Genomic DNA, 20,573 nt, shown 5'->3' with positions numbered 1-20,573 from the left:
GCCCATTGTGGACTTTAACCTGGATCCGAAAAACGACGCTTTCCGGAAGAAAATCCGCGACTTTGTGGAGCAGGAACTGATTCCCCTGGAACAGGATCCTTCGGCCTACGACGAACACGAGAACATCGATAGCGGTCACCTGGAAAGAATGCGAGGCAAGGCTCGCAGCCAGGGCCTCTGGTGTTTGCAGATACCGGAAGCGCTTGGGGGACAGGGGCTGGACATCTCCGGTATGGCCGCCTGTTATGAGGAGATGAATCGCTCCATTTTCGGGCCGGTGGTGTTCAATTCAGCCGCTCCGGACGACGGCAATATGATCGTTCTTGCCAAGGTGGGTACCGAGGCCCAGAAAGAACGCTGGCTGAAACCCATCGTGGACGGGCGGGTCAGCTCCTCGTTCGTGATGACAGAACCACCCCCCGGTTGCGGCTCGGATCCCGGCATGATGCAGACTACCGCCACCCGCAAGGGTGACAGATGGGTCATTCACGGCCACAAGCATTACATCACCGGTGCGGCCGCTGCCGACCACTTTATCCTTATTGCCCGCACCTCCGATGACACCCGCAAGGGCCTGACCGCTTTCCTGTTTCACAAGGACGATCCGGGCTGGGAGATTGTCCGCCGGATCCCGATCATGGGCCCGGAAGAACACGGTGGCCACTGCGAGCTGATCTTCAACGGCCTGGAAATTCCCGATGAAAACCGGCTCATGGAAGTCGGGGACGGCCTCAAGGTTACCCAGATTCGCCTGGGTACCGCACGGCTGACCCATTGCATGCGCTGGCTGGGCCTCGCCCGCCGGTCATTGGAAATCGCCACTGACTACGTGGACAACCGGGAGTCGTTCGGCCAGACCCTGGCCCAGCGAGAAGGCGTGCAATGGTTGCTGGGCCAGGCTGCCATGGATATCCAGGTGGGACGACTGCTGACCATGCACGCCGCCTGGATGCTGGATCAGGGTGATTTTGCCCGCAAGCAGGTCTCCATGGCCAAGGTGGCGGTAGCCGATACCCTCCACAAGGCGGTCGATACCGCCATTCAGCTCTGCGGCGCCCGGGGCTATTCCAAGGATACCCCGCTGGAGTGGATCTACCGCTATGCCCGCCAGGCCCGCCTGGTGGACGGCGCATCGGAGGTGCACAAGATGGTGTTCTCCAAGAACCTGCTGGCAGAACGCACGGATTTCTGGCACTGGGGGGTCCGGGCATCATGAGTTCCCGGCTCGCTGACATCTTCGCGGACTTCATCGCGAACCGGACCGGTGCCAGTGACGCCGAGGTCGTGGCGTTCAGCAAGCTGTCCGGCGGTGCCATTCAGGATAACTTTGGCCTGACGCTCACACTGACCGGCGGCACTCACCCCGGCCAGCATGAACTGGTGGTCCGCCAGGATGCGCCTTCCGGTGTACCCGAGAGCCTCAGCCGGCCACAGGAATTTGCCGTACTCAAGGCCGCCTTCGAGGCCGGCGTCACCGCGCCGGAGCCCCTGTGGCTGTGCGAGGATCCATCGGTCAGCGGCAATATTTTCTATGTCATGAAGCGGGCCCGGGGCACGGCGTCACCCAGGAAACTGGTGAAAGCGGAACACAGCCCGGAAGCACGCAGCAGGCTCACCCGACGCTTCGGCGAGGAACTGGCCCATCTGCACAGCATCCGGCCACCCAGGGAAGACCTCGGCTTTCTGCCGCTGCCCCGGCCGCACCACCCGGCACTCAGCCGTGTGCTTCGTTATCGCCGCTACCTGGAACAGATAGGCGAGCCCCATCCGGTCCTGGAGTGGGCCCTCAACTGGCTGGAGGACAATGCGCCCGAGCCGGGGCCCACCGTGCTCTGCCACTGCGATTTCCGCACCGGCAATTACATGATGGACGGCGACGAACTGACCGCCGTCCTGGACTGGGAATTTGCCACCTGGAGTGACCCCTGCGAAGACCTGGGCTGGTTGTGTTCACGCAGCTGGCGCTTCGGCCAGGAGCAACGGGAAGTCGGGGGCATGGGCGATAAATCGGATCTGCTTGCCGGTTACCGGGATATCAGCGGAACCGAGATCAACCCAGACCATGTCAGCTACTGGGAGGTCATGGCATTGGTGCGCTGGGCGATGATCGCCCTGCAGCAGGCCCGGCGCCACATCTCCGGGGAACAGCGCTCGCTGGAACTGGCCCTGACCGGACGAATGGTACCGCAGATGGAACTGGACCTTTTGCAGCAGATTCGTGAACTGGAGGCATCACAATGATCAACCAGCCTGACGCTACCGATCTTCTTCAGCAGGCCCGGGCAGTGCTGCTCGATTCCATTGTCCCCGGCCTGGAAGGGGAGCAGCGTTACCAGGCTCTGATGATCGCCAATGCCATGGGCATTGCCGGTCGTGAGGCCAGCGAGCTGCGCGACCAGATAACCCGCTGCAACAAAGCCCTGCGGCACTACGGTAATTACGATTCCGAAGAGGAACTGGCCAAAGCCATTGCACAGCGGAAGCTGGATGTAACGGATGAAGATCTGCAGGAACTGTTGCTGACCCTGACCCGGGCCAAGCTGGGCATCAACAACCCGGGCTATCTGCAACAAAGGGAGGGATCATGAACAAATACAAAAGCCTCGAGCAGACCTCCGCCAATCATTCCGCCCTGACACCGTTGACCCTGTTACAGCGGGCCGCCGGTATTTACCCCGACAAGGCGGCGGTGATTGATGGCGACATCACCCGCAGTTACCGGGAATTTTACCAGCGCTGCCGGCAAATGGCGGATGCATTGCGACAGCGGGGTATCGGCCAGGGCGATACCGTGGCCATTCTGTGCCCCAATACCGGCGAAATGCTGGAGTCACACTATTCCGTGGCCATGGCCGGTGCGGTTCTCAACGCCATCAATATCCGGCTTGATGCGGCCTCCATCCGGTTTATTCTCGACCACGGGGAAGCAAGGGTCCTGTTCTACGATACCCGTTTCGAAAACGTGGTCCGTGCCGCGGTGTCGGACCATGACAACCCGCCCACGCTCATCAGTATCGAGCGCGACGAAGGCCCGTCAGCCGGGCTGGCAGAGGGCAATTATGAGCAGTTGCTGGCAGAGGGCGATGCCTCTGCGGACTGGCAGCGCCCCGATGACGAGTGGGACGCCATCAGCCTGAACTACACCTCCGGAACCACCGGCAACCCGAAGGGGGTGGTGTATCACCACCGCGGAGCATTTCTGTCGGCCATGAGCAATGCCATGGTGTTCGATATGAATGCAGAGACGGTCTACCTCTGGACGCTGCCGATGTTTCATTGCAACGGCTGGTGTTACACCTGGTCCATCACCGCGGTAGGCGGTACCCACGTGTGCCTGCCGGACATAGACCCACAACAGATCTACCGGCTTATCGAACGCCACGGGGTAACCCACATGTGCGGTGCCCCCATTGTCATGAATCTGCTGTTACAGGACCTGGGGCGGAACGGCCAGAAGCTGTCACGGCCAGCCCAGTTCGCCCTCGGCGGAGCTGCACCTCCCAGCAGCGTGATTCGCAAGGCCGAGGACATTGGCTTTCGCATAACCCACCTCTACGGCCTGACCGAGTCCTACGGCCCGGCCACACTCTGTGTGCCGCAACCGGAATGGCAAAGCCTGCCCGCGGAAGAACGCGCAACCAGGATGGCGCGGCAAGGAGTGGTCACTTACTCACTGGATGAAGTCGAAGTCAGGGATGTCGCTACCGGTAAGCCGGTGGCGGCTGATGGCAAGGCCATGGGGGAAATCTGCCTGCGTGGTAACGGCATCATGAAAGGTTACCTGAAGAATCCGGAAGCCACCCAAAAAGCCTTTGCCGGCGGCTGGTTCAACACCGGCGACCTGGCGGTGATGCACCCGGACCACTATGTGGAAATCAAGGACCGGGCCAAGGATGTGATCATCTCCGGGGGCGAGAATATTTCCAGCCTGGAAGTCGAGGAGGTGCTCTACCGGCACCCCGGTATTTCCGAAGCCGCGGTCGTGGCCATGGCCGACGAAAAATGGGGGGAGGTGCCCTGTGCCTTTGTTAATCCGGTGGAGGAGGACGGCCTCCTTGACGAGAACACTGTTATTGATTTCTGCCGCCAGCATATGGCCCGTTTCAAGGTTCCAAAGAAGGTGGTGATTGGCGAACTGCCAAAAACCGCCACAGGAAAAATCCGCAAGAATGTCTTGCGGGATTCGCTCAACAAAGACAATAAACCAGGAGCAACATCATGAAACAGCCAAACCTCAGAAAACTGATGGTTTCCATGGTGACCGCCGCCACACTGACGGCCGGCACCAGCGCCTATGCCGAAGATCCGATCCGGATCGGGGGCATCTACATCCTTTCCGGCAGTGCGTCCACCTACGGGGAATTCGCACAGAAAGGTATCGATCTTGCGGTCAGTGAGATCAATGAGTCCGGCGGTATCCTCGGCCGCGACATAGAAATGATCTACGAGGACAGTCAAGGCAAGGCCTCAGTGGCCATCCAGGCCGCTCGCAAGCTGGTGCACTCCGAGGATGTCGACGCACTGGTCGGGTTGGACAGCTCCGGGGTAGCCCAGGGCATGGTGCCCACCATGCCGGAACTGCAGAAACCGCTGATCATAACGCACGCCGCCACACCGGATGTCACCGGGGAACTGTGTAATCCGTTCACCTACCGCATCAGTGTGAACGTTGCCCAGAACATGAAGGCAGCCGCCAAGATTGCCTCGGAAACCGACGCCAAGAACTGGACCACTATCGGCCCGGACTATTCCTTTGGCCACCAGTCATGGGAGTATTTCGGAGACTACCTTAAAGAGATCAATCCTGATGTAAACTTGATGTCCGACACCAATTTTCCGCGGTTTGGCGCTGAAGATTTCACGCCGTTCATTGACCGGGTGATGGATTCGGATGCAGATGGTGTTCTGATCTCGGTTTGGGGCGGCGATCTGGTCAACTTTGTTCGCCAGGCATCCAATCGTGGTTTCTTCGAGAAAGATCTGGAGCTGATGTTCACCGTCGGTGCCGCCACCGAAGTACTCACTGCCCTTGGGGACCGCATGCCTGAAGGGGTTCACCTGTCGACCCGCTACTGGTACGACGCCTACGACAACGACATCAACAAGCGCTTTGTGAAAGCCTACATCGAGGAGTATGGCAACCCGCCGAGCTATAACGCTGAAGGTGCCTATGCTGCCATCTACGCCTACAAGCAGGCCATGGAAGCTGCCGGTACCACCGATGGACCCGCGGTTGCCAAGGCATTACGTGGCATGACCATGGAAGCACCCAACGGAACCGTTACCTTCCGCGAGGGTGATAACCAGGCGATGGTCAGCCCCAACTGGGGTATCTCTGGCCCGATGCATCCTGAACATGGCATCCGGACCCTGACCGACCTGCAGATCTTCGATGGCGAGGAAGTCGCACGGTCCGTCGAAGAAACCGGTTGCAAGCTCTGATCCGGCCATCCCGTCCCAAAGCTTGCGGGGTCTGCGCTGAAGCAGACCCCGTAACCGGTTCAACAATGTTATGAGGTAACCCATGTCTGGCATCGGATCGGCGTTGCTTAACAGTCTTGATATAGGGCTACTGCTATTCATTATTGCGGTAGGTCTGAACATCGTATTTGGTGTGCTGAACATCATCAATTTCGCCCACGGCGCTCTCTATATGCTGGGGGCCTATCTCGCCTTCACTCTCATCAACCTGGCAGGTATGCCATTCTGGGCCGCACTGGTGCTGGCGCCCATTGGCGTTGCAATACTGGCCGTCATCATTGACCGGCTGTTACTGCGCTATATCTACGACAGGGATATTGCTGACAGCCTACTGCTGACCTTTTCAGTACTGCTGATTATCAACGAAAGTGTTCGCCTTATCTGGGGTAGTGGCATCCAGGTGGTTGAACCACCCTCGTTACTTGCGGGGTCCATCAATATTCTCGGTGGCTCCGTAGCGGCCTACAGTGTGTTCGTTATCGTGATCGGTCTGGTGATACTCGCCGGGCTCTGGTACCTGTTCAATCGCACCCGCATCGGCCGCATCATGCGTGCCGCCTCCCTGGACCGGGACATGGCGGAAGCTCTGTGTATCAATACCCGCCTGGTGGTTACCGGTGTCTTTGCCTTTGGCGCCTGGCTGGCAGCACTCGGTGGAGTCATAGCCGCTCCCATGCGGGCAGTGGACCCGGGTATGGGTGACAAGATCATTATCGAGTCCTTTATTGTTGTCGTCATAGGTGGTCTCGGCAGTTTCCCCGGTGCGCTGATTGGCGCCCTGGTACTGGGCCTGATCCATGGCTTTGGTGGACGCTACCTCCCCGACGTCAACCTGCTATTGCCGTTTGTCGGTATGGCGCTGGTTCTGTTGTTCAAACCCAACGGCATTATGGGTAGGAGTACTAGCTTATGAAAGCCAAGGTGGTTCTGGCGTGTTTACTGCTGGTCATTGCAGCGCTGGTTGCGGTGCCCTGGATAGCATCCTATTTCTACGTCTTTATCTTTACTGAAATACTGATCATGGGGCTGTTCGCTGTCAGCTTTAACCTGATTTTCGGTTATACCGGCATGCTGAGTTTCGGTCATGCCGCGTTCTTCGGGGTAGGTTCCTACGCCACCGCGCTGGTACTGATCCATCTGCAGTGGCCTTTCCTGGCCTGTCTTCTGGTATCCATGGGTGTATCAGCGGTACTTGCCCTGGTGATCGGCTACCTTAGCGTCCGGCTGAACGAAGTCTACTTCGCCATGCTGACCCTGGCTTTCGGGATGATGATCTTTGCCATTGCTTACCAGTGGCGTTCGATCACCGGCGGCAGTGACGGGCTGGCAGGCTTTACCCTCGGATCATTCGGCCTCGGCATCGACCTGACGCTGAGTAACCCGGCGGTCTACTACCATGTGGTCCTTGCCATTGTCGGTATTGCTTCATTAGTGCTTTACGTGATCTGCCGTAGCTCTTTCGGCCTTGTCCTGAAAGCGATCCGCCAGAATCCGGAGCGGGTTGCTTTCGCTGGTCTGAACGTTCGCACCTATAGGCTGGTTGCTTTCATCATCGCCGGCACCTTTGCTGGCCTTGCAGGGGGACTGATAGCTCCCTTCCTCCGGGTTGCCAGTCCGGAACTGATCCATTGGTCCACCTCCGCAGAACCCGTACTGATGTCTATCCTTGGGGGCACGGGCTACTTCCTGGGTCCATTCATTGGCTCCGCCGTTTTCGTCCTGCTGGAAACCTGGATCACCAGTTTCACCGGGTCCTGGATGCTGGTGCTGGGGATCATTCTGGCACTGATGGTGGTGTTCTTTCGTAAGGGTCTGCTGGGCACCTTCCTCGACTGGTGGATGGAGGTGAAAAAATGACGAGTCCCATACTGACTATCTCCAATCTGACCAAACGCTTTGGTGGCAATACGGCTGTCTCTGCCATCAATCTTGAGGTCATGCCCAGGGAAACCATTGCCATCATCGGCCCCAACGGTGCCGGCAAGACCACCTTCTACAACATGGTCTCCGGGCGAATGCTGCCAACCGAAGGCAGTATCATTCTGGACAACCAGGATATAACCGGGTTGCCTCCCCACAAGATCAGCCGTCTTGGGGTCTCCCGCTCATTCCAGATCAACAACATTTTTCCCGAGATGACCGTGCAGGAGAACGTGGAAGTGGTGCTGTCCGCCTATCATGGTCACAGCCGCAAGCTGTTCAATATTGCCTCGCGCAATACTGCGGTGCAGGAAGAAGCAAAAGAGCTTCTGACCCGGCTTTCTATCAACGGTCTGGCGGACCGGAGGGCAGAGGTCATCAGCTATGGCGACAAGCGTTTGCTGGAAATCGCCATGGTACTGGCGACACGCCCGAAGCTGGTTCTGCTGGACGAACCCACGGCCGGCATGACCCCTGATGAGACCCGACGCACCACGGCGCTGATCCGGAAACTGGCCAGCGGCGGGGAGTACACCTTCCTGATCACGGAACATGACATGGAGGTGGTATTCAATCTCGCAGACCGGATTCTGGTCATGCACCGGGGAGAAAAACTGTTTGCGGGTACGCCGGAGGAGGTCAAGAACCATCCTGAGGTCCGTACCGCCTACCTGGGCGAAGAAGACGAGGAACAGGAGACCGAAACATGATTCTCGACGTACAGAACATCCAAACCTTCTACGGCGAGAGCCAGGCGTTGCAGGGCGTAACGCTTTCCCTGGAAGAGGGGGAAACGGTCTGCATACTGGGTCGCAACGGTGCGGGCAAGAGCACCACCCTGAAAAGCATCATGGGCCTGACCCCACCACGCAGTGGCCGCATCCTGTTCGACGGACAGACCGTCAGCGGCTGGCCAGCCCACCGTATTGCCAGGGCCGGTATTGGCTATGTGCCCGAGGACCGGCGCATATTCCCGGGCCTCAGCGTCCGGGATAATCTTGATGTTGCCCGTTATCAACGCCAGGGACAGAGCAATCCCTGGACCGTGGATGGCATTCTCAACAAGTATCCCATGCTGGGGGAGCTGGCAGACCAGGACGGGGCAACGCTTTCCGGTGGGCAGCAACAGATGCTGGCCGTGGCCCGCTCGCTGATGATTCAGCCAAAACTGCTGTTGCTGGATGAGCCCAACGAGGGGCTGGCGCCGGTGATTGTCCAGCAGATTGGTGAGCTGATCGACGACCTCAGTGCAACCACTACCATCCTGTTTACTGACCAGAGCGTACGCTTTGCCCTCAAGCATGCGAAACGCGCCTACATACTGGAAAAAGGGCAGGTGGTTCATGAAGCCACCAGCAAGGAACTCAAGCACGACCAGGAGACCCAGGACCGGTTCCTGTCCGTAGCGTGACGGTCGGGATGCCCGGTGCAAGAAGCCACCGGGCTGCTTTTAACGTATTTTGTAGTTCACGTATACTCTGCGCCCAACAAAGGACTTTGGCATTTGCGTATGATTACCAACTATGAGGTTTTCCGGTCCGAACTCACCATGTCGAAAGAGGATGTGATTCGGGAACTGTACAGGGAAAACACCGACCGTATCAGCATCAAGAAGGAGGCAACGGCGGTCAAGAATCTCACCCGGATCATCGATTCCACCCTGCGCTTGGCCAACTCCAAGGGTTTCCACGCCATGACCCTGCGGGATCTGTGCGCCGACTCCGGCATGAGCATGGGGGGGCTGTACGCCTATATCCGTAACAAGGACGATCTGATACACCTGATCCAGAGCCATGGATTTATCATCACCCGCCGCACGTTACAGCACTACACCGCTGACCTGGACGACCCACGAGAGCGACTCTACGCGGCCATCAAGGCCCATCTCTATCTCAGCGAACTCATGCGTGCCTGGTTCTACTTCTCGTATATGGAAGCCAAGAGTCTTCCGGAACCGGAGAAACGAGATGCCATCGCCATAGAACTGGAAATCGAATCGATCTTCCAGACGGTGATCGAGGATGGGATCCGGGAGAAGGTGTTCGCCGATAAAAATGCCCGGCTGGTGGCGTCGCTGATCAAAGCCATGTTGCAGGACTGGTACCTGAAACGCCGGAAGTATCGTGATCAGGAAGTTTCGGTGGACCAATACGCCCTGGTATTAAGGGATGTGGTAGAAAGCTATATATCTGTAAGCATCTGATATTAAAATAAAAAGGCGACCATTAGCGGTCGCCTTTTCAGATCAGGGATCTGGATCAGATGTCCAGGTTTGTCACTTCCAGAGCATTATTCTGAATGAACAACCGGCGCGGCTCCACATCATCTCCCATCAGGGTGGTGAAAATCTGGTCCGCCGCAATGGCATCCTCGATCGTCACTTTCATCATGCGGCGGGTTTCCGGGTCCATGGTGGTTTCCCACAGCTGCTCCGGGTTCATCTCACCCAGTCCCTTGTAGCGCTGGATGTTCAGGCCACGCTGGGCCTCCTTCATCAGCCAGTCCAGGGCCCCGGCGAAGGTCAGCACGGTCTGCTTGCGCTCGCCCCGCTGGATGTAGGCGCCCTCTTCAATCAATCCGTCCAGAGTCTCACCCATCCGGGCGATCGCTGCGTAGGAGGAAGACTCGAAGAACTCGTGGCTGAAAACGTGATTGTGGGGAATCCCGTGTACGTAAATCACCACCTTCGGCAGATAGAGATTCCGTTCCGTATCCTTTTCCACCGAGAAGGTGTACTTGGTACCGGTGCGGGTATCCAGTTGCAGGCCGTCACCCAGGCGGGCAACCCAGCGGGCAACCGCTTCTTCGCTCTTCAGGTCTTCCGGCTTCAGGGTCACGTTGTCCAGCATCTGCTGGAGTACCTTGGCCGGGTATGCCCGGGACAGACGATCAATCATTGCCATGACCGCCTGGTAGTCCTTGACCATGGTTTCCAGTGCGGAATCCTTGATGGCCGGTGCTTCCGGATTTACATAAAGCTGGGCACCTTCCAGAGCTGTCTGGGTCAGGTAGGCTTCCTTGGCTTTCTCATCCTTCAGGTATTGCTCCTGCTTGCCACGCTTGACCTTGTAAAGCGGAGGCATGGCAATGAATACATGGCCACGCTCGATGATTTCCCGCATCTGGCGGAACAGGAAGGTGAGCAGCAGGGTACGGATGTGCGAACCATCCACGTCCGCATCGGTCATGATGATCAGCGAATGATACCGGAGCTTCTCCGGATTGAATTCTTCCCGGCCAATACCACAACCCAGGGCGGTAATAAGGGTGCCGACTTCCGCGGAGGACAACATCTTGTCGAAGCGGGCTTTCTCGACGTTCAGGATCTTACCCTTCAGAGGCAGGATAGCCTGGGTTTTACGGTCACGACCCTGCTTGGCGCTGCCGCCGGCAGAGTCACCCTCCACAATGAACAGTTCGGAAAGTGCGGGGTCCTTTTCCTGGCAGTCGGCCAGCTTGCCGGGCAGGCCAGCGATGTCCAGGGCGCCCTTGCGCCGGGTCATGTCTCTTGCCTTGCGAGCTGCCTCACGGGCGCGGGCCGCTTCAATCATCTTGTTGACGATCAGCTTGGCCTCGTTTGGCTGCTCCTGCAGGAAATCAGCGAACGACTGGTAAAGTTCCTGCTCGACTGCTGTCTTCACTTCGGAAGAGACCAGTTTGTCCTTGGTCTGGGAAGAGAACTTGGGGTCAGGAACCTTCACGCTGATGATCGCAGTCAGCCCTTCGCGGGCATCATCACCGGAAGTACTTACCTTCGCTTTCTTGCCCAGGCCTTCGTGCTCGATGTAGTTATTGAGAGAGCGGGTCAGGGCAGCGCGGAAACCGGCCAAGTGGGTACCGCCGTCGCGCTGGGGGATGTTGTTGGTGAACGTGTAGATATTTTCCTGGAACGCATCGTTCCACTGCATCGCCACTTCAACTGAAATACCGTCTTCACGGTCCTTGATGAAGTGGAACACACGGTTAATCGGAGTTTTGTTGGCGTTCAGGTGCTCAACGAAAGCCCGCAGGCCGCCCTCATACTCGAACACCTCCTCCTTGCCGGAACGCTCATCCTGCAGGCGAATACGCACGCCACTGTTCAGAAATGCCAGTTCCCGCAGCCGCTTGGCCAGAATATCCCAGTGGAATTCGATGCTGGTAAAGGTATCGGGAGACGGAATGAAATGAACCTTGGTACCACTGGCGTCCGTGTCACCTACAACCCCCAGTGGCGCCTTGGGCACACCATTGTTGTAAACCTGCTCGTACACCTTGCCATCACGGCGGATGGTCAGCGTAAGCGAGGAGGACAGGGCATTTACAACCGAAACCCCGACGCCGTGCAGGCCGCCGGAGACTTTATAGCTGTTGTCATCGAACTTACCACCGGCGTGAAGCACGGTCATTATGACTTCCGCAGCAGAGACACCTTCTTCCTCATGGAGGTCGACGGGAATACCACGGCCGTTGTCCTTTACCGTGACTGATTCGTCCGGATGAATGATCACCCCGATCTCAGAGCAGTGCCCGGCCAGTGCTTCGTCGATAGAGTTATCTACCAGTTCAAAAACCATGTGGTGCAGACCGGTGCCGTCATCGGTATCGCCGATGTACATACCCGGCCGTTTTCGCACCGCATCCAGCCCTTTCAAGACCTTGATACTGGAGGAATTGTAGTTCGATTCACTCATTAGGGTACTCCTGAGGGGTAATTTCCCGGCCTGAAGCCACGGCCCTTGCTGCAAAGGGATAGCGTCGGTTCATCCGGGTTTTATTCTTCCGTCAATTTTCCATGTTCCACGTGGAACAATCTGTATTCCGGCATGGTGTCTCGCCAGAGTTCTTCAGGTCGAGGCGGCTCTATCGATGTCAGAAACACCTGGCATCGTAATTCGTAGAGCTTTTGGGCCAACATCGCCCTGTGGCCCACATCCAGTTCTGCATTGATATCATCCAGCAGAAAGGTGACCTGCTTACCCAGATCGCTCAGTACCATGCCCTGAGCGATCTTCATTAATATAACCAGGGTTTTCTGTTGTCCCCGGGAAAAGGTTTCCGACACCGGGCGACCCTGAAATCGCAGCCGTATATCGGCGCGATTCGGACCATACAGTGTATGGCCCATTTTCTGTTCCTGCTCACGATGGTCCTGTAACACGTCAACCAGAGACCGGGACGAGTCCCAGCCTGAATAGAATTCCAGCCTGAGCCCATCTACCCAGGGTGCGTCAATCTCGCCGAGCAGGCTATCAAAGGCTTTTGTGAACAGCCGAAAGGTTTCCTTTCGGGCTTTTGTCAGGCGCTCTGCCAACTCCGTGTACTGGGAGTCCCAGACCTTCATCAGAGCATTGTCTATTCTACCAGTTCTGAGGATCTGATTCCGCTGTGATGTGACTCTTTGGCATTGTTGCCACACGGAAGCAAACGAAGGTTCCACGTGGAACACTGCCCAGTCCAGAAACTGCCTTCGTTTTCCCGGACCACCCGCCACAATATCGAATACACCCGGGTCGATAACCGAAACCGGAAGATGCAGGGCCAGGGATGACAAATTACGAACCGGCTCACCATCCACCCGAAGTGTGGTTTCTTTCGCCACAACATCTCGGGCTATCCCGACCCTGTGACTCAGATCTCCGGAGGCCATCCCGTGACTTTCCCGTGCCATTCCCTTATCCAGACCGCCAAACACCGTCAGCTTGTGCTCCCCATGACTGACCACCGCCTGATGTCGGCTGACACGGAAAGAGCGGCCCAAGCCAAGATACCCGATAGCCTCCAGAACACTGGTTTTGCCACTGCCATTTTCACCAAACAGTAGATTGATTGAAGGGGAAAAACTGACCGGCGCAGGGGAGAGGTTACGGAAGTGTTCCGTTTGCAATTTAACGAGCGCCATAAGTCACGATCATTTACCAGTCTGAGGAGACGGAACAAAAAAGGCAGCGTGCCCTTCGGCGACGCTGCCCCAGTGTACAAAACCTTGCGGATGAACGCGATTAATGAAGCATGGTCAACCGCTCGTCCATAAACACATCCATCTCCGGCGCCAGTATGTGAACGTAACGGTCGAAGTACAGGAACTGTTTCAGTAACAGGGCAAACTCCCGTGGGAAATGCAGGCCATGGCCCTCGCCAATTTTCACCATATCCATCAGGATATTATTCACGTCGTCCTCAGCCTGATCCGGCTGATACGGCGCCTCATCCGGCACCATCTTGTCCATCTGCTGGTAAAGACGACGCAGGTCGTTCGCCAGTTCACTGGCCTGAACCTTCTGATGGGTAATGCCGATGCGGATCATCGCATCCGCCATACCATCGAAGTTGCCCACCATCACCGAGGATATAAAATCACTGACGGCCTGCCACGTGTCCGGTTTGATACGGCCCACAATCCCGAAATCGATAAATCCGACCCGACCGTCTTTCAGAACCATAAGGTTCCCGGCGTGCACATCGGCGTGGAAAAACTCGCACTGGGTCAGGCTGGAAAACCAGGTGTTCATCGCCGTAATCAGCGTACGCTCAGGGTCCCGGGCGTAACCGCGAATACTTTCCAGATCCGTCAGGGGAACGCCATGGAAACGTTCCATGGTGAGAATCCGGCGGGTGGAACAGCTTTCATACACCACCGGCACGGTGGCGTCTTCGTTATGGGTATTCAGCAGAAACTCCCGGAACACCTTGAGATTATTGGCTTCCTTGATGAAATCGCATTCCTCCATCATGGTGCGCTGGATCTCTTCAACGATACCCGACAACGATGTCCAGGACAGTTTTGGTGCCAGGGTCTCGAGAATCCGCGCGGAGAGGTACAGAAAGTTCAGATCGGTCAGCAGTATATTCTCCACGCCGGGCTTCTGTACCTTGATGACCACATCTTCACCGGTCACCAGTTTTGCCGCATGAACCTGCGCAATCGACGCTGACGCCAGGGCCACCGGGTCTATGTCGGAATACACTTCGTCAATGGGACGCCCGAGCTCTTCCTGGATGATTTTCCGGATGACACCAAAAGGAAGGTTGGGTGTCCGGTCCAGGCAGTACTGAAACTCCTCCACGTATTCCTTTGGAAAGAACGTGGGGGAACTGGCAATAAACTGACCCAGTTTTATATAGGTGGCTCCCAGAGACTCGAACGTCTGCCGGAGCAGACGCGGAGCCGGCGGGCGGTCACCACGAACCCAGTTCGCGCCGGCGCGACCCAGTACGGACAAAGTCTGTCCGATTCGAAAAGCACCCTTGAGGCCGTTCGTCACCGTTCCCATCATTCCTGTCCATCCTTTTCCTGAAAACATTGCCTGCCGTCAGAGCCGCATCGGCATCACAACGTAAAGGCAACGGTTATCGTTCTGGGCTTCGATCAACGCACTGCTGTTGGGGTTGGCCAGGGTAATCTTCACCTGATCCTCTTCCAGCGCGTTCATTACATCCACCAGGTAGCCTACATTGAATCCGATCTGAAGTGATTCGCCCTGGTACTCCACGGGCAATGCGTCTTCGGCCTGTTCCTGGTCCGGATTGTTGGCAAACACCTGCAATTCATTGGGTGCCAGATTCAGCCTTACGCCACGGATATTCTCGTGGGAGAGAATGCCCGCTCGCTGCAGGGTATTCTTGAGCGTTGCCCTGTCTGCCAGGACAATCTTGTCGCCACCCCGGGGAATAACCCGGTTGTAATCGGGAAACTTGCCCTCGATCAGCTTGGAGGTAAAGGTGTACGCGCCTACCGTAGCCCGCAGGTGGTTATCCCCGATTACCAGGGTGACCGGCGTCTCCACATCATCCAGCAGACGGGACAACTCCAGAACACCCTTGCGGGGCACAATCACCTGGCGCGGTTCAGGGCATCCAGTGGGAAGATCAAAGTGCGCCATGGCGAGGCGGTGCCCGTCGGTCGCGACGGTGCGGACATGATCCTTGTCCACTTCCAGCAACAGTCCGTTGAGGTAATAACGGACATCCTGCTGCGCCATCGCAAATGCCGTGGCGTCGAACATGCGGCTGAGTTCCTTCTGGGGCAGCTCAAGCCGGAAGCTTTCCGCTTCGTCCTCAACGTTCGGAAAATGTTCCGCAGGCAGAGTCGACAGGGTGAAATGACTGGCACCACATCGCAGATGCAGGCGGTCACCTTCCAGGGCCAGCTCAATAGGGGCTTCATCGCCCAGTGCGCGGCAGATGTCGGACAGTTTCCGCGCGGGAACCGTAATTCGACCCGGCTGGTCCACATGAACCGGCGACACCCGGCCCACCAGTTCCACCTCCATATTGGTCCCGGTGAGGGTCAGGGTATTATCTTCCGCCACCAGCAACACATTGGACAGTACCGGCATTGTCTGTTTTCGCTCTACCACACCGGCGATGGACTGCAGTGGGGTAAGCAGGGATTCTCGGCTGATCGTCAGTTTCATGGCACTCAGCATTCTTTTATTGGAAGGTGAATGTTTGTTGGTTGTTCACAGAACCCGGTCAGGTTGTAAGCAACCGCATAAAGTTCTGATAATCCTCGCGGATACCCGGATCGGTTTCCTGGAGTTCCACAATCTTCTTGCAGGCGTGCAGAACCGTGGTGTGATCACGGCCACCAAACGCATCCCCGATTTCCGGCAGGCTGTGATTGGTCAGCTCCTTGGCGAGCGACATGGCAACCTGCCTTGGCCGGGTTACGGTGCGGGTCCGTCTCTTGGACAACAGATCGGACACCTTGATCTTGTAATACTCCGCCACCGTGCGCTGGATGTTATCAATGCTGACCTGCTTTTCGTGCAATGCCAGCAGGTCCTTGAGGCTTTCACGGATAAACGGCGGGGTGATTTCAGAACCGGTGAAGTGAGCATTCGCTATCACCAGACGCAGCGCCCCTTCCAGCTCCCGAACATTCGAACGAATCTTCTGGGCGATGAAAAAGGCGGCCTCGCTGCTGAGCTTCACGTTTACCTGCTCCGCCTTCTTCATCAGGATAGCCACCCGGGTTTCCAGCTCCGGTGGCTCGACCATTACCGTCAGCCCCCAGCCGAACCGGGACTTGAGCCGCTCTTCCATATCGACAATTTCCTTCGGGAACCGGTCACAGGTCACGATCACCTGCTGGCCACCTTCCAGCAGCGCGTTGAAGGTATGGAAGAACTCCTCCTGGGAACGCTCCTTGCGGGCAAAGAACTGGATATCATCGATCAACAGGGCATCCACAGAACGATAGTAACGTTTGAACTCGTTAATCGCATTCAACTGCAGTGCCTTGACCATATCCGCAACAAAACGCTCGGAGCGCAGGTACGCCACCTTGGCCCTTGGATTACGACGCACGATATCGTTACCAATGGCGTGCATCAGGTGGGTCTTGCCAAGACCCACGCCACCATATAGAAACAGCGGGTTATAGGCCCCACCCGGATTTTCCGCAACCTGCATCGAGGCAGCCCTGGCAAGCTGGTTGGATTTGCCCTCGACAAAGGTATCGAACGTGAAACCCTCATTCAGAAAACTCTGGTGCTTGATATCACCTTCAACCTGTACCGGCCGGCGGCTGTCACCGGACTTCGGCCTGGCTGACCGGGGGCTGACCGTCGCAGCTATACCCTTTTCCTCTTCCGTCACCGTGCTGGCAGCCTCCTGTTCAGACGCCGCCCCGTTAACCGCGGTTTCAGAGCGAACCACCAGTTCCGACATTTTCGGCGCCGAACCGACCTTCATGTTCACCAGCGGAGCCTGTCCGCCATGCAGATCCTTGAGTACCTCTTCAATCCGTCTGAGGTATTTCTCGTTAACCCAGTCCATCACGAAGCGGTTTGGCGCAAACAGCATCAACTGTCCCTCGCGGTGGTCAGACTGCAAGGGCCTTAGCCAGGTGTTGAATTGCTGGGCGGGAAACTCGTCCCGGAGTACTTCCAGACACTGATGCCAGATATTGTTCGGCACGACAGCCATGCCTCCGATGCCTCAGAAATTACTCGTTACGGATCTCCATGACCCGACGAAAGAGATGACCAAGGATTCTAACCTGAGCACCCCTCGAGTGAAAGGGTCAAAAGCATTTAATAAACAGCCTGTGGAAATTTAAATTCTTTAATTTCAAATTTTTACAGACTTACCTACAGGCTTGTGTACAGAAAATAATAGTGAATGCAGTTACCCACAGCCCCCTGTTCGCAACCGCCCCCCAACCCTGTGCACAAACCCGAAATCTTCAGTGGATAACTCGCATCAAAGATGCCTGCCCGGGTTACCCACATTCCCTGCCCGAGTTGTGCACAGCCCTCACCGGCACTTGTCAACTGCCTTTTGGAAATGCCAACTCGTTGGAACTAAGTTAATTTTTCCGGTTATCCACAGAAAACGCCTTGCCTAATAACAGTAATAATAATCCTTAAAGAGAATAAAAAAGACCTACTGAATCTATTACGGGGCAACCCTGTTGCAGCTCGATCCCGATAAGCGTAAGCCACCATCGAAACCCATTGAATTCCTTTGCCACATTGCATAGAATGCCGCTCCTGTTTTGGCTGTTCAATTTCCAGCCAACCATTGAATTTCCAATACCCGTAATGTGAGATCGACATCATGAAAAGAACGTTTCAACCAAGCGTACTGAAGCGTAAGCGCGTTCACGGTTTTCGTGCCCGCATGGCTACTGCCAACGGCCGCAAGGTTATTTCCCGCCGTCGTGCCAAGGGCCGTGCCCGTCTGTCTGCGTAAGACACTGACCGCCAGATGAAGGCTTTGAGCTTTCCAAAGTCATCGCGGTTACTCAAACCAGGTGATTACGGCAAAGTCTTCGATGACGTTCAAATCAGGGTTCCGCACCGGAATTTTCTGATCCTGGCGACACCCAACAATCTGGGTCATGCCAGGATCGGTCTGGTGTTCTCCAAAAAAAATCTCAAACTCGCCGTACAACGCAATCGCGTGAAACGCCGGGTTCGGGAAACGTTCAGGCACCAGACAGACTTACCTGCCCTGGATATTGTGGTATTGGGACGAAGGGGCCTGAGAGAGCTTGATAATCCAACGCTCAATGCTACCCTGACGGAGCTCTGGTCGCGTCTCAGAAAGAAAAATTGCCAGCTCCAGAAACCCTCAACATCGGAACTATCCGGTACCGGCAAAGGAACGGGTTAATGCGCAAACTGTTGCTCCTACCCATCCGTGTCTACCAGTATGCCATCAGCCCGATGATGGCCAGCCATTGCCGCCACTACCCTACCTGTTCCCAGTACGCTGTCGAAGCCATTACGACCCACGGCGCTGTCAAAGGTCTTTTTCTTTCCATGAAACGACTTCTGAGGTGTCATCCGTGGGCAAAAGGCGGGTATGATCCCGTTCCGGGCACTGAAGTCTGCAGCAGGGTAACACCTGACACCTGCTGCGGGCCGGCCAGCCAAACCCATAACACTAACCAGACCAAACAGTAAGTTTATGGATATTCAACGCATTGTATTATTTGCCGGCCTGGCCATTGTCAGTTACATGATGGTGCTAGCCTGGAACGAAGACTATAACCAGCCCCAGACAGAACAGGTTGCTGAGCAGAGCAGTTCCAGTGCGTCGTCGGGTGACAGCGATAACATGACTCTGCCTGAGGAATCCGACAGCGGGACCGAGTCCTCCGATGAAGAGTTCACCACACCGGAAGGCGAAAGCCAGGCCGTTGGCAGTACCGAAAATGGCTCAGTGGATGTCAGTGACCAGCTGATCACCGTCCGTACCGATGTCTACGAACTCAAAATCGATCGGGTTGGCGGCAACCTTATCGAGAGTTCCCTGCTCCAGTACGACCGCTCGCTGGACAGCAGGGAATCGCTGAAAATCCTGACCAATACCAACAAGCGCACCTACATCATGGAGAGTGGTCTCATAGGCCGCGATGGAATCGACAGCAAGCGCAACGGCAGCGCCCCGGTATACGATGTCTCGGCAACGGAATACGAGCTCAAGGAGGGTGAGGACTCACTCACCGTAGATCTCACGTACACCACGGACAACGATGTAGAAGTCACCAAGCAATACCGTTTCGCCCGTGACAGCTATGAAATCGATGTACGCTACCTGATCAATAACCAGTCAGATGATGTCTGGCAAGCCAATATGACCGGCAAGATCGTCCGGGACCAGGCTCCCGACCCAACGGCACAGAACAGCCTGGGTATCAAGGCGTTTCTCGGTATGGTTGTCAGCACCCCGGAAGACCCCTACGAAAAATACGACTTCGACGATATTTCTGAAAATCCCATCAACCAGTCCGTCACCAATGGCTGGCTGGCGTTCCTTCAGCACTACTTCCTCGCGGCATGGGTTCCTGAACGGGATCAGCCTGCACAGTTCCAATCCACACAACGTGGGCCGCTTCATGTAATGGGATTCGTCTATCCCGCTACCCAGGTCCAGCCGGGAGAAAGCGCTGAAGTTTCAGCCCGGGCCTATGTTGGTCCCAAGATCATCGAGCGTCTGGAAAACGTGGCTCCGAACCTGGACCGGACAGTCGATTTCGGCTTCCTGTTCTTCATCGCCCTGCCGCTGTTCCTCATACTGGACTGGTTCCATAGTCTGGTGGGCAACTGGGGTGTCGCCATTATTCTGTTGACGGTTCTGGTCAAGGCCGTGTTCTTTAAACTGTCCGCCACCAGCTATCGCTCCATGGCCAGAATGCGTGCTGTCGCTCCCCAGCTGACTCGCCTGAAAGAGCTCTATGGTGACGATCGCCAGCGAATGTCCCAGGAAATGATGGCGTTGTACAAACGGGAAAAGATAAACCCCCTCGGTGGCTGCCTGCCGATACTGGTACAGATGCCGGTATTCATTTCCCTGTACTGGGTTCTGTTCGAAAGCGTGCAGTTGCGCCATGCCCCCTTCATGCTGTGGATTCATGACCTGTCGGTGATGGACCCATACTTCATCCTGCCAATCCTGATGGGTGCCAGCATGATGTTGCAGATGAGCCTGAACCCGACACCACCGGACCCCATGCAGGCCAAGATCATGAAGATGATGCCGCTGGTGTTCACGGTATTCTTCCTCTGGTTCCCGGCCGGGCTGGTACTGTACTGGCTGGTTAACAATATCCTGTCCATCAGCCAGCAGTGGTACATTACCCGCAAGATTGAAGCGGAAACCGCTGCCAGGAAAAGCTGACCGGACACACTGGCCGGATACAGCAATCACAGAGGCTCCTTCCGGGAGCCTCTGGTGTT

Annotated in this window: 19 protein-coding genes; 14 read left to right on the top strand and 5 right to left on the bottom strand. The window is 56.4% G+C overall.

Annotated elements, in window-relative coordinates; all coding sequences use genetic code 11:
• The first annotated feature begins 7 nt into the window (after positions 1-7).
• From HLUCCO03_RS18190 to HLUCCO03_RS18145, 10 genes are all read left to right on the top strand, one after another.
• Positions 8-1,216 carry an acyl-CoA dehydrogenase family protein gene (locus HLUCCO03_RS18190; protein WP_027830263.1) on the top strand — a complete coding sequence of 403 codons (1,209 nt, stop codon included), beginning with the start codon at positions 8-10 and terminating at the stop codon, positions 1,214-1,216.
• Positions 1,213-2,241, top strand: coding sequence for a phosphotransferase family protein (locus HLUCCO03_RS18185; protein ID WP_027830262.1), 1,029 nt, complete (start codon positions 1,213-1,215; stop codon positions 2,239-2,241). Before HLUCCO03_RS18190 ends, HLUCCO03_RS18185 begins: the two co-directional genes overlap by 4 nt.
• Positions 2,238-2,588 (top strand): DUF6285 domain-containing protein, encoded by a 351-nt coding sequence (locus HLUCCO03_RS18180; RefSeq protein WP_036197114.1) that lies wholly within the window; start codon positions 2,238-2,240, stop codon positions 2,586-2,588. Before HLUCCO03_RS18185 ends, HLUCCO03_RS18180 begins: the two co-directional genes overlap by 4 nt.
• On the top strand, positions 2,585-4,222 hold the full coding sequence (locus tag HLUCCO03_RS18175) for an AMP-binding protein (protein WP_027830260.1): 1,638 nt from the start codon (positions 2,585-2,587) through the stop codon (positions 4,220-4,222). Before HLUCCO03_RS18180 ends, HLUCCO03_RS18175 begins: the two co-directional genes overlap by 4 nt.
• Complete coding sequence (locus HLUCCO03_RS18170; protein WP_027830259.1) at positions 4,219-5,442, top strand: ABC transporter substrate-binding protein; 1,224 nt, start codon at positions 4,219-4,221, stop codon at positions 5,440-5,442. Before HLUCCO03_RS18175 ends, HLUCCO03_RS18170 begins: the two co-directional genes overlap by 4 nt.
• 82 nt (positions 5,443-5,524) lie before the next feature.
• On the top strand, positions 5,525-6,394 hold the full coding sequence (locus HLUCCO03_RS18165; RefSeq protein ID WP_027830258.1) for a branched-chain amino acid ABC transporter permease: 870 nt from the start codon (positions 5,525-5,527) through the stop codon (positions 6,392-6,394).
• Positions 6,391-7,338 carry a branched-chain amino acid ABC transporter permease gene (locus HLUCCO03_RS18160; RefSeq protein WP_027830257.1) on the top strand — a complete coding sequence of 316 codons (948 nt, stop codon included), beginning with the start codon at positions 6,391-6,393 and terminating at the stop codon, positions 7,336-7,338. Before HLUCCO03_RS18165 ends, HLUCCO03_RS18160 begins: the two co-directional genes overlap by 4 nt.
• Complete coding sequence (locus HLUCCO03_RS18155) at positions 7,335-8,111, top strand: ABC transporter ATP-binding protein (protein ID WP_027830256.1); 777 nt, start codon at positions 7,335-7,337, stop codon at positions 8,109-8,111. The genes HLUCCO03_RS18160 and HLUCCO03_RS18155 overlap by 4 nt, the downstream gene beginning before the upstream one ends.
• Complete coding sequence (locus tag HLUCCO03_RS18150) at positions 8,108-8,812, top strand: ABC transporter ATP-binding protein (protein WP_027830255.1); 705 nt, start codon at positions 8,108-8,110, stop codon at positions 8,810-8,812. Before HLUCCO03_RS18155 ends, HLUCCO03_RS18150 begins: the two co-directional genes overlap by 4 nt.
• 99 nt (positions 8,813-8,911) lie before the next feature.
• Positions 8,912-9,604: a TetR/AcrR family transcriptional regulator gene (locus HLUCCO03_RS18145; RefSeq protein ID WP_027830254.1), complete on the top strand. Its 693-nt coding sequence runs from the start codon at positions 8,912-8,914 to the stop codon at positions 9,602-9,604.
• A 55-nt stretch (positions 9,605-9,659) separates the two neighbouring features.
• Here the strand turns inward: HLUCCO03_RS18145 and gyrB are convergent, their stop codons facing one another.
• The 5 genes from gyrB to dnaA all read right to left on the bottom strand — a co-directional run bounded on the left by gyrB (position 9,660) and on the right by dnaA (position 17,304).
• Positions 9,660-12,074 carry a DNA topoisomerase (ATP-hydrolyzing) subunit B gene (gene gyrB, locus HLUCCO03_RS18140; protein WP_027830253.1) on the bottom strand — a complete coding sequence of 805 codons (2,415 nt, stop codon included), beginning with the start codon at positions 12,072-12,074 and terminating at the stop codon, positions 9,660-9,662.
• 80 nt (positions 12,075-12,154) lie between these two features.
• The gene (recF, locus tag HLUCCO03_RS18135) at positions 12,155-13,282 is read right to left on the bottom strand and encodes a DNA replication/repair protein RecF (RefSeq protein ID WP_027830252.1); all 1,128 of its coding nucleotides are present in this window, start codon (positions 13,280-13,282) and stop codon (positions 12,155-12,157) included.
• A gap of 100 nt (positions 13,283-13,382) precedes the next feature.
• Positions 13,383-14,654, bottom strand: a complete 1,272-nt coding sequence (locus HLUCCO03_RS18130) for an AarF/ABC1/UbiB kinase family protein (RefSeq protein WP_027830251.1) — start codon at positions 14,652-14,654, stop codon at positions 13,383-13,385.
• A gap of 39 nt (positions 14,655-14,693) precedes the next feature.
• Positions 14,694-15,797 carry a DNA polymerase III subunit beta gene (gene dnaN, locus HLUCCO03_RS18125; protein ID WP_027830250.1) on the bottom strand — a complete coding sequence of 368 codons (1,104 nt, stop codon included), beginning with the start codon at positions 15,795-15,797 and terminating at the stop codon, positions 14,694-14,696.
• Between the two features lie 58 nt (positions 15,798-15,855).
• Positions 15,856-17,304 carry a chromosomal replication initiator protein DnaA gene (gene dnaA / locus HLUCCO03_RS18120; RefSeq protein WP_027830249.1) on the bottom strand — a complete coding sequence of 483 codons (1,449 nt, stop codon included), beginning with the start codon at positions 17,302-17,304 and terminating at the stop codon, positions 15,856-15,858.
• A gap of 642 nt (positions 17,305-17,946) precedes the next feature.
• On the opposite strand from dnaA, the gene rpmH reads away from it, so the two are divergent.
• From rpmH to yidC, 4 genes are read left to right on the top strand one after another with little or no spacing between them, the layout of a single operon-like run.
• Positions 17,947-18,081 (top strand): 50S ribosomal protein L34, encoded by a 135-nt coding sequence (gene rpmH, locus HLUCCO03_RS18115; protein ID WP_008172542.1) that lies wholly within the window; start codon positions 17,947-17,949, stop codon positions 18,079-18,081.
• Between the two features lie 15 nt (positions 18,082-18,096).
• Complete coding sequence (rnpA, locus tag HLUCCO03_RS18110) at positions 18,097-18,504, top strand: ribonuclease P protein component (protein ID WP_081813471.1); 408 nt, start codon at positions 18,097-18,099, stop codon at positions 18,502-18,504.
• Positions 18,504-18,797, top strand: a complete 294-nt coding sequence (yidD, locus tag HLUCCO03_RS18105) for a membrane protein insertion efficiency factor YidD (protein ID WP_027830247.1) — start codon at positions 18,504-18,506, stop codon at positions 18,795-18,797. Before rnpA ends, yidD begins: the two co-directional genes overlap by 1 nt.
• 4 nt (positions 18,798-18,801) lie before the next feature.
• Positions 18,802-20,514 (top strand): membrane protein insertase YidC, encoded by a 1,713-nt coding sequence (yidC, locus tag HLUCCO03_RS18100; RefSeq protein WP_027830246.1) that lies wholly within the window; start codon positions 18,802-18,804, stop codon positions 20,512-20,514.
• Positions 20,515-20,573 lie beyond the last annotated feature (59 nt).

This window comes from Marinobacter sp. HL-58, from assembly GCF_001314605.1.
GTDB lineage: Bacteria > Pseudomonadota > Gammaproteobacteria > Pseudomonadales > Oleiphilaceae > Marinobacter.
This window is presented reverse-complemented; position numbering and strand designations above follow the sequence as displayed.

Coding starts and splice junctions, on each gene's coding strand:
- HLUCCO03_RS18185 (WP_027830262.1), top strand. CDS start 1,213: ATGAGTTCCCGGCTCGCTGACATCTTCGCGGACTTCATCGCGAACCGG.
- dnaN (WP_027830250.1), bottom strand. CDS start 15,797: ATGAAACTGACGATCAGCCGAGAATCCCTGCTTACCCCACTGCAGTCC.
- rnpA (WP_081813471.1), top strand. CDS start 18,097: ATGAAGGCTTTGAGCTTTCCAAAGTCATCGCGGTTACTCAAACCAGGT.
- recF (WP_027830252.1), bottom strand. CDS start 13,282: ATGGCGCTCGTTAAATTGCAAACGGAACACTTCCGTAACCTCTCCCCT.
- yidC (WP_027830246.1), top strand. CDS start 18,802: ATGGATATTCAACGCATTGTATTATTTGCCGGCCTGGCCATTGTCAGT.
- HLUCCO03_RS18160 (WP_027830257.1), top strand. CDS start 6,391: ATGAAAGCCAAGGTGGTTCTGGCGTGTTTACTGCTGGTCATTGCAGCG.
- HLUCCO03_RS18130 (WP_027830251.1), bottom strand. CDS start 14,654: ATGGGAACGGTGACGAACGGCCTCAAGGGTGCTTTTCGAATCGGACAG.
- yidD (WP_027830247.1), top strand. CDS start 18,504: ATGCGCAAACTGTTGCTCCTACCCATCCGTGTCTACCAGTATGCCATC.
- HLUCCO03_RS18145 (WP_027830254.1), top strand. CDS start 8,912: ATGATTACCAACTATGAGGTTTTCCGGTCCGAACTCACCATGTCGAAA.
- HLUCCO03_RS18165 (WP_027830258.1), top strand. CDS start 5,525: ATGTCTGGCATCGGATCGGCGTTGCTTAACAGTCTTGATATAGGGCTA.
- rpmH (WP_008172542.1), top strand. CDS start 17,947: ATGAAAAGAACGTTTCAACCAAGCGTACTGAAGCGTAAGCGCGTTCAC.
- HLUCCO03_RS18180 (WP_036197114.1), top strand. CDS start 2,238: ATGATCAACCAGCCTGACGCTACCGATCTTCTTCAGCAGGCCCGGGCA.
- HLUCCO03_RS18155 (WP_027830256.1), top strand. CDS start 7,335: ATGACGAGTCCCATACTGACTATCTCCAATCTGACCAAACGCTTTGGT.
- HLUCCO03_RS18150 (WP_027830255.1), top strand. CDS start 8,108: ATGATTCTCGACGTACAGAACATCCAAACCTTCTACGGCGAGAGCCAG.
- HLUCCO03_RS18175 (WP_027830260.1), top strand. CDS start 2,585: ATGAACAAATACAAAAGCCTCGAGCAGACCTCCGCCAATCATTCCGCC.
- gyrB (WP_027830253.1), bottom strand. CDS start 12,074: ATGAGTGAATCGAACTACAATTCCTCCAGTATCAAGGTCTTGAAAGGG.
- HLUCCO03_RS18170 (WP_027830259.1), top strand. CDS start 4,219: ATGAAACAGCCAAACCTCAGAAAACTGATGGTTTCCATGGTGACCGCC.